Origin of the sequence: Kutzneria sp. NPDC051319 (assembly GCF_040682195.1) — a bacterium.
Classification (GTDB): domain Bacteria; phylum Actinomycetota; class Actinomycetes; order Mycobacteriales; family Pseudonocardiaceae; genus Kutzneria.
Genome location: NZ_JBFBAM010000094.1, coordinates 23,917 through 30,426 on the forward strand (window position 1 = coordinate 23,917; position 6,510 = coordinate 30,426).

Annotated in this window: 7 protein-coding genes; 4 read left to right on the forward strand and 3 right to left on the reverse strand. The window is 69.3% G+C overall.

The annotated features are described in order from the left end of the window. Window positions 1-3 precede the first annotated feature (3 nt). The gene (locus AB0M73_RS45020) at window positions 4-1,290 is read left to right on the forward strand and encodes a glycosyltransferase 87 family protein (RefSeq protein WP_363905573.1); all 1,287 of its coding nucleotides are present in this window, start codon (window positions 4-6) and stop codon (window positions 1,288-1,290) included. 109 nt (window positions 1,291-1,399) lie between these two features. Here AB0M73_RS45020 and AB0M73_RS45025 read toward each other — a convergent pair whose 3' ends face one another. Continuing rightward, window positions 1,400-1,921: a PadR family transcriptional regulator gene (locus AB0M73_RS45025; RefSeq protein ID WP_363905576.1), complete on the reverse strand. Its 522-nt coding sequence runs from the start codon at window positions 1,919-1,921 to the stop codon at window positions 1,400-1,402. Next, entirely contained in the window at window positions 1,921-3,927 is a 2,007-nt protein-coding gene (locus AB0M73_RS45030; RefSeq protein ID WP_363905579.1) for an ABC transporter ATP-binding protein, read from the reverse strand. The genes AB0M73_RS45025 and AB0M73_RS45030 overlap by 1 nt, the downstream gene beginning before the upstream one ends. Before the next feature lie 122 nt (window positions 3,928-4,049). On the opposite strand from AB0M73_RS45030, the gene AB0M73_RS45035 reads away from it, so the two are divergent. The 3 genes from AB0M73_RS45035 to AB0M73_RS45045 are packed head-to-tail and all read left to right on the forward strand — an operon-like array spanning window position 4,050 to window position 5,866. Then, window positions 4,050-4,769, forward strand: a complete 720-nt coding sequence (locus AB0M73_RS45035; RefSeq protein ID WP_363905582.1) for a 4'-phosphopantetheinyl transferase superfamily protein — start codon at window positions 4,050-4,052, stop codon at window positions 4,767-4,769. A 60-nt stretch (window positions 4,770-4,829) separates the two neighbouring features. Beyond that, window positions 4,830-5,576 carry a dienelactone hydrolase family protein gene (locus AB0M73_RS45040; protein WP_043715711.1) on the forward strand — a complete coding sequence of 249 codons (747 nt, stop codon included), beginning with the start codon at window positions 4,830-4,832 and terminating at the stop codon, window positions 5,574-5,576. A gap of 14 nt (window positions 5,577-5,590) precedes the next feature. Then, entirely contained in the window at window positions 5,591-5,866 is a 276-nt protein-coding gene (locus AB0M73_RS45045) for a DUF6295 family protein (protein WP_043715712.1), read from the forward strand. Between the two features lie 89 nt (window positions 5,867-5,955). On the opposite strand, the gene AB0M73_RS45050 is transcribed toward AB0M73_RS45045, so the two are convergent. Further along, window positions 5,956-6,438, reverse strand: a complete 483-nt coding sequence (locus tag AB0M73_RS45050; RefSeq protein ID WP_363905587.1) for a cupin domain-containing protein — start codon at window positions 6,436-6,438, stop codon at window positions 5,956-5,958. Window positions 6,439-6,510: the final 72 nt, after the last annotated feature.

Consider the following 6,510-nt stretch of genomic DNA (forward strand, 5'->3'; position numbering starts at 1 on the left):
CACATGCAGAACGAGACAGCGCTGGTCGACCTGATCGCGCAGGAGGTGCCGCCGATGACCACCAAGGCCTTCGAGGCCGGCCGTCGGCGGTTGTTGAGATCCTTGGCCGACAACGGGTTCCACCGGCCGCTGGACGCGGTCGGGCGCTGGCTCACCGCCCATGCCCGTGCCGTGTCCGCGGTGCTGGTCGGGGCGGCCGTGCTGATGTTCGTGCTGTGGCTCAGCGGCGGCCTGATCGACATGCGGGTCTACCGGGCCGGCGCGCAGGCGTTGATCGAGGGCCGGCCGCTGTACTCGCAGGGCGTGCTCGGCCCGATGTTCTTCACCTATCCCCCGTTCGCGGCCGTCTTCTTCCTGCCGCTGGCCGTCATCCCGTACCCGGTCCTGTGTGGACTGTGGATTGCCGGCAATCTGGTGCTGCTATGGCAGATCGTGCGCCGTTGCACCGCGACCGTCGGCCTGCCGACACCCTTGGCGCTGGTGTTGTTCGGCCTGGCCGTCTGGCTCGAACCGGTGCGCACCAGCCTGGCGCTGGGCCAGATCAACATCATCCTGCTCGGGCTGGTCGTGTTCGACCTGTGCCGCCGTCGGCCGTCGAGGTGGGCGGGCATCGGTGTCGGTCTGGCCGCCGCGATCAAGCTCACGCCGCTGATCTTCGTGCTGTACCTGCTGTTCGCCCGCCGCTGGCGCGAGGCCGGCGTCGCCGTCGCCACCTTCGCCGTCACGGTGATCCTCGGGATTCTGTTCGTGCCCGAGGCCATGCACTACTGGATCGGCGGCGTGTTCGGCGACTCCACGCGGGTTGGCCCGGTGCTGTCGTGGTCCGACCAGTCCATCCACGGCATGCTCGCCCGAGTGCTGGGCGAGAGGGAATCCGGGCCCCCGTGGCTGCTCCTCGGCGGCGCGGTGGGCTTGGCCGGCACCGCTGTGGCAGGAGTGATCGACCGGCGCGGCGACCGTGTTCTTGCCCTCGGCATCGTCGGCATGACGGCCGCCGCGGTGTCACCGTTCTCCTGGGAGCACCACTGGGTCTGGTTCCTGCCGGTGATCATCGCGCTGGCGGCGCGGCTGCCCTGGCCCGTGCCGGCGCTGGTGTTCCTGGCCGGGGCGGCGGTTCCCACCGAGCTGCCGCCGATCGACTTCGGGCACGGCATGCCCACGGGCATCATCTCGATCGACTTCGAGGGACCGCTGGCCTTCGTGGTCCGCAACAGCTACCCGCTGACGATCATGGCCGTCATCACCGCACTAGGCATACACCTGCTGCGGCGTCGACGGGTTCGGGCGTGACCGGCCCCGGGAACGGCTCGGGGGCCGGCGGCTCGGTACGGTCGATCGGAAGCGAGAAGACATCGATGACCCAACTCATGCCTGGTTCTTCGCGTTACGCCGAAAAGCGTTACGGCCTTTCGGCAATGCGCCGAGCCGCCTCCTCCGACCAGTCCAGGATGGCCTCGGTCAGCCGCAGGTTGAGGTCGAGCGACAGGTTGTGCGGCCCGTACGGCGGGGAGATGGCGGCACTGCGGGCCATCAGCGCCAGCACGCCCTCCTGCTGGTCCCGCAACGCCTGGATGTCCCGTTCCAGCACGCACAACGCGTCCTCGCGGCTCAGCGCGACCGACAACAACCAGGCCCGCAGGTAGGCCTCGCTGCGCATGGTGCGGTCGGGCTCCACGTCGACCAACCAACGCCGCAGCTCGGCCCGGCCGCCGTCGGTGATGGCGTACGTGCGCTTGCCACGCGGCCCTTCCTCGACGCACTCCACGTGCCCGTCGGCGGCCAGCCGGGACAGCTCGGGGTAGAGCTGGTGGTTGCGGGCGTTCCAGATCTGCCGCAACGTGTCCTGGAAGATCCGGCCCAGCTGGTAACCGCTGTTGGGGCTGACCGAGAGCAGCCCCAACAGCGCGTGCCGCAACGACATCAGGCGCTCCGCTCGGGGCCGGACCCATTTGACGCAGGCAGATACGCCGCCGCCTGGAGCGTGAACAGGTGCGCGTAGCCCTTGTCGGTGGCCATCAGCTCGTCGTGGGTGCCGTACTCGGCCAGCTGACCGTTGTCCAGCAACAGGATCCGGTCGGCTTGGCGCACGGTGGAGAACCGGTGCGAGATGTAGAGCGTGGTCCGGCCGTGGGAGAGATTGCGCAGCCGGGCGAACAGGTCGTGCTCGGCCTGGGCGTCCAGCGCGGAGGTGGGTTCGTCCAGGATCAGCAGCGGCGCGTCCCGCATGAAGGCCCGGCTCAGCGCGATCTTCTGCCACTCACCGCCGGACAGGTTGGCGCCCTCGTTGAACCAGCGGCCCAACGGAGTGTCCATGCCCATCCGCATGCCGGCGATCAGCTCGTCGGCCCCGCCCGCCTCGGCCGACCTCTCGATCAGCTCACGGTCGGTGACGTGCTCGATGTCGCCGACGCCGATGTTCTCCGAGGCGCTGGCCTGGTAGGTCACGTAGTCCTGGAACATGGCGCTGATCTGGCGGCGCAGCGCGTCGGGGTCGAACTCGCGGATGTCGATGCCGTCCAACAGGATCCGGCCGCTGGTCGGGTCGTAGAGCCGGCACAGCAGCTTGAACAGGGTGGACTTGCCGGCGCCGTTGCGGCCGACGACCGCGGTGGTCTGGCCCGGCCTGATCTCGAAGCTGACCCCGTTGAGCGCCACCGAGTCCGTGCCGGGATAGCCGAACGTGACGTCCTCGAACACCACGTGGCCACGCACCGGCTTGGGCAGCGGCCGCGGGCGGGACGGCGCGATCACCGCGGGCTCGGTGGCCAGCAGCTTGTACAGGTTGTCCAAGTAGAGATTGTTCTCGTACATGCCGGTGAAACCGGAGAACAGCGACGACACCGACTGCTGCACGGCGGTCGAGGCCTGGGTGAACAGCAGCAGGTCGCCGACGGTGAGCCGGCCGTTGACCGCCTCCAGCGCGATGTACAGGTACGTCAGCGAAGCGGTGATCGTGGTGATCAGACCCCAGCCGGTGCCGCGCAGGTTCCGGTCGGTCACCAGCTTGCGCTGCCGTCCGAAGTAGACGGCGCTGATCCGGCGGAACCGGTCGACCAGGTAGTCGCCGAGGCCGAAGAGCTTGATCTCCTTGGCATAGGTGTCGGTGGTGACCAAAGAGGACAGATACTCCATGCGGCGGCGGATCGGCGAGGTCCACACCGCGTAGACGTAGCTGCGGGCGCCGTAGCGGGAGTCGGCGATGAAGGCCGGGATCGGCGACAGCACGGCGATCAGGGCCAGCCACGGGTTGATCGACAGCAGCAGCGCGATCATGGACGTGAAGGTGATGCCGGTGCGGACCAGCCCGAACACCGAGTTCAGCATGGCCACCGGCCGGGACGGCGCCTCGTCCTGGGCCTGCCGGATCAGGTCGTACGAGGCCGAGCCCTCGAAGAAGGACAGGTCCAGCCGGCTGGCGTGGGCCATCACCCGCAGCCGGATGGTCTGCGACACCCGGTCGTTGAGCAGCTGCTGGCTGATCGTGGAGACCGCCGTCATCATCGCGTTCACCACATAGACGATCAGCTGCAGACCGGCGACGCCGATGATCACCTGAATGGTCGTGAGCACCAGCGGGCCGACACGCACCGCGTCCGGCAGGTGCCCGGTGTGCACGGCGATGGCGTGGGTCACGGAGTCGATCAGCAGCTTGGAGATGTAGGCCGTGGCCGTGGGCGTCAGACCGGCGATCACGGTGGCGAACACCAGCCACAGCGTGGGCCAGCGGCCGGCGTCCCAGGCCAGCTTGATCACCCGCGGCAGCCCCTTGACCAGGCCGCCCAGCGACCGGCGCAGCCGGCCGAGCCGGGACCGGAGGTCCTTGGGCTCGTCCGGCGGCTCCGGATCGGGAATGTCCACCGAGCCGGTCAGGCCGCTGTCCGGCACCGTGGTCGTCCTCGACCGCCGCCCCGGGCGACCGCCACCCATCGTCACCGAAATCCCCCACGCGTCGTACTCGACAGGTCGAACTCGATAGGTGAGTACAGTACACCGGATCGGACGCCAAAGTCACCGGAATAGCCCGTTGCCCCGGCCCTACCGTGGCAACCGTGGCTGCTGATCAGTTGCTCGACGGTGAGTGCCAGATCTGGTGGGCCCGACCCGACCAGGTGCCCGACGACGTGCTCGCCTCCGCCGTGCCGGAGTCGGAACAGCGCCGCGCCGGCCGGTACCGGCAACGCGTGGACCGGCAGCGGTCGCTGACCGGGGCATGGCTGCTGCGGGCCGCCGTGGCCGCGCAGACCGGGGAACGGCCGTACGAAGTGTTGCTGGATCGCACCTGCACCGACTGCGGCCAGCAGCACGGACGCCCGCGGCTGCCCGCCGGCTCCGGCATCGAGGTGTCCGTCTCGCACGCCGGCGAGCGCGTCGCCGTGGCGCTGACCCGCCTGGGCGAGGTCGGCGTCGACGTCGAGCACACGCCGCTGATCGGGCACTTCGACCACGAGCTGGCGGAGAACACCTTGAGCGCCAACGAACTCTCCGCCCTGGACGCCTCCGAGAACCCCGGCGTGGACTTCCAGCGGCTGTGGGTACGCAAGGAGGCGCTGCTCAAGGCCACCGGGCACGGGCTGCGGATGCCCATGAGCCGCATCGAGGTCTCCCCCGCCGACCAGCCGCCGATGCTGGTGGCATGGCCGCTGGACATCCCTGTCGACCAGGTGCGGATGGCGATGCTGGAACCCGGTCCCCGGCACCACGCCGCCGTCGCCGTGCTCACCGCGGCCGCGTTGCGGGTGCGGGAACTCGATGCGGGCCTTCTGCTCTAAGCGGAACCTTTCCTCCGTGTAGGCTGGATCTCGCTGACGAACGACGGAGGGACGACAGACGTGTCCGACGCGATGCTGGCCGAGACCATCACCATCACCGGCGACGGCGGTGACGAGATCGAGGCGTACCTGGCCCGGCCCCTCGACACCACGCCGCGCGGCGGCGTGCTGGTGATCCACCACATGCCCGGTTACGACGAGGGCACCAAGGAGATCGTGCGCAGGTTCGCGGTGAACGGCTACAACGCCATCGCCCCCAACCTGTTCTGGCGCGTCGCACCCGGCGCCAGCCCCGACGACGCCGCCGCGGCCGCCCGCGCGCAGGGTGGCGTGCCCGACTCGCAGGTGGTCGGCGACGCCGACGGCGCGATCCGCCACCTCAAGTCACTGGAGTCCAGCAACGGCAAGGTCGGTGTCATCGGCTACTGCTCAGGCGGCCGGCACACCTTCCTGGTGGCCTGCTCGCTCCAGGTCGACGCCGCCGTCGACTGCTACGGCGCGTTCGTCACCCGCGGCCCCGACCCGGCCATGGGCATCACGACCATGGGGCCGCTGCTGGACATCGCGCCCAACCTGTCGGCGCCGCTGCTCGGCCTGTTCGGCGCCGACGACAAGTTCCCCACGCCGGAGGAGACCGCCGAGCTGGAGGCAGTCCTCAAGCAGCACGGCAAGACCACCGAGTTCCACACCTACGAGGGCGCCAACCACGCCTTCTTCTCCGTGGAGCGCCCGAGCTACCGCTCCGAGGCCGCCGCCGACGGCTGGCTCAAGGTGTTCGACTTCTACGGCCGCCACCTCGCGTCCTGAAAGGACAGTCCCCGATGTGCACGTACCTGACCGAGAAGGTCCTCCTCGACGGCGCGGGCAAGGGCGCGAGCGGCTGGTTCCGGCTGACCGACGGCTCCGTCTACGTGGACCACCCCACGCATGCCCGCTACACCCACACGCTGAACATCGACTTCCTCAACCCGGCCGACGGCCCCGGCGCCCGCGTCGCCGTGGAACTCACCGAGGAGGCGGCCCGAGCCCTGGCGGCCGCCATCACCGCCGCCCTCGACCACGCCCCCGCCGGCATAGCCTCCGAAAACCAGCCCTGACAAACCGCGAGTCCCGCTCTCGGGCAACTGAATGTCGAGTTCCGGAACTCGACATTCGCTTGCTGGAGAGCGGGACTCGCGGTTGTTGGTCAGTCGACGAAGTGGTTGTCGTGCTGGAGGAAGAACTCCAGCCGCTCCTGGTCGGACAGTCCGGACACGGTCTTGAGCCCCTCGAAGTACGCCTCACGCGGCGCGCCCGGCGTGAACAGCAGCAGCATCGACGCCGGCTCGTCCGACTCGTTGCGGAACCCGTGCCGTCCGCCCGGCGGCACGTGCAGGAAGTCGCCCTCACGGGCGTCGACCCACTTGTCGCCGTTGAACAGCTTCATCGTGCCCGACAGGATGAAGAACGACTCGGTGATGGTGCGGTGGAAGTGGTCGGACGCGCCGCCGGCCCGCGGCAGCATGTCCAGCCGGTACAGCCCGAAGTCGCCGCCGGTGTCGGCGCCCGTGGCCAGGTAGCCGAACTTCGTGCCGGCCTTGCTGGTCAGGTCGGCCGGCGCCGAGGCGGGCCGCATCCAGGCCGTGACCTCGCCGCTCTCGCCGTCGTACCTGATCTCCGGATAGGACATCGTGTTCCCCCTGCGGGTCTGATGCAGGCAAGGACGCCTTACCCTCGTTCAACGCGGGTAAGGCGTCCTTGC

Bases quoted from the DNA above. Each gene is read 5' to 3' on its own strand.
- AB0M73_RS45045 (WP_043715712.1), top strand. From the start codon at position 5,591: ATGTGCACGTACCTGACCGAGAAGGTCCTCCTCGACGGCGCGGGCAAG.
- AB0M73_RS45050 (WP_363905587.1), bottom strand. From the start codon at position 6,438: ATGTCCTATCCGGAGATCAGGTACGACGGCGAGAGCGGCGAGGTCACG.
- AB0M73_RS45025 (WP_363905576.1), bottom strand. From the start codon at position 1,921: ATGTCGTTGCGGCACGCGCTGTTGGGGCTGCTCTCGGTCAGCCCCAAC.
- AB0M73_RS45030 (WP_363905579.1), bottom strand. From the start codon at position 3,927: ATGGGTGGCGGTCGCCCGGGGCGGCGGTCGAGGACGACCACGGTGCCG.
- AB0M73_RS45020 (WP_363905573.1), top strand. From the start codon at position 4: ATGCAGAACGAGACAGCGCTGGTCGACCTGATCGCGCAGGAGGTGCCG.